Annotated in this window: 1 pseudogene; it reads left to right on the top strand. The window is 70.0% G+C overall.

Annotated elements, in window-relative coordinates:
• Positions 1 to 914: pseudogene (locus VM95_RS37715) on the top strand (polymorphic toxin-type HINT domain-containing protein); the annotation flags it as partial.

Genomic DNA, 914 nt, shown 5'->3' with positions numbered 1-914 from the left:
CGACGACGGCACGAAGGTCGAGCAGTTGACCGGGGCGCCGAAGGGCGCGGGCGACGTCGACTACAACGGCCGCGAGTACTGGCGGATCACCACGCCGGAGGGCGTCCAGTACTACTTCGGCCTCAACCACCTGCCGGGCGGCGACGGTTCGGACCCGGCCGCGAACTCCGTGCTGACGGTGCCGGTGTACTCGCCCAACAGCGGCGACCCGTGCTACGACGCGGCCAAGGGCAAGGGCTCGTGGTGCCAGATGGCGTGGCGCTGGCAGCTCGACTACGTGGTCGACCCGCACGGCAACCTGACCACCTACACGTACGCGACCGAGGGCAACAAGTACCAGCGCGGCCGCCTCCCCGGCGGGCCCGCCGGCACCCTCACCGACTACCAGCGGGCCGGGTACGTCCAGGAGATCGGCTACGGCCAGCGCCTCAGCGAGCAGCTGGCGGTCAAGGGCGCCAACGCCCCGGCGGCGAAGGTGGTGTTCACCGTCGCCGAGCGCTGCATCGCCTCCGGCACGATCACCTGTTCCGAGGACCAGCGCACCACCGCCAACGCGACCTCCTGGCCGGACACCCCGATCGACCAGATCTGCACCGACAACTCCTGCACGACCGGCGCGCCGACCTTCTTCACCACCAAGCGCCTGACCTCGATCAGCACCCGGATCCAGGTCAACGGCGCACCGCGCACGGTCGACACGTACAACCTGACCCAGGAGCTGGCCGATCCCGGCGACGGGACCAAGCACCTGCTGCAGCTCGACTCCGTCCAGCGCGTGCCCAGCAACGGCCAGCCGGACCTCACCACGCTCCCCGCGGTGCAGTTCCAGTACAAGATGCGGGCCAACCGGATCGACGGACTCGTCCCGGCCTCACCCCAGTTCATGCGCCCGCGCATCCAGGGCATCACCACCG

The sequence above is a fragment of the Streptomyces rubellomurinus genome, assembly GCF_000961885.1.
In the GTDB taxonomy this organism is placed as follows: domain Bacteria; phylum Actinomycetota; class Actinomycetes; order Streptomycetales; family Streptomycetaceae; genus Kitasatospora; species Kitasatospora rubellomurina.
This window is presented reverse-complemented; position numbering and strand designations above follow the sequence as displayed.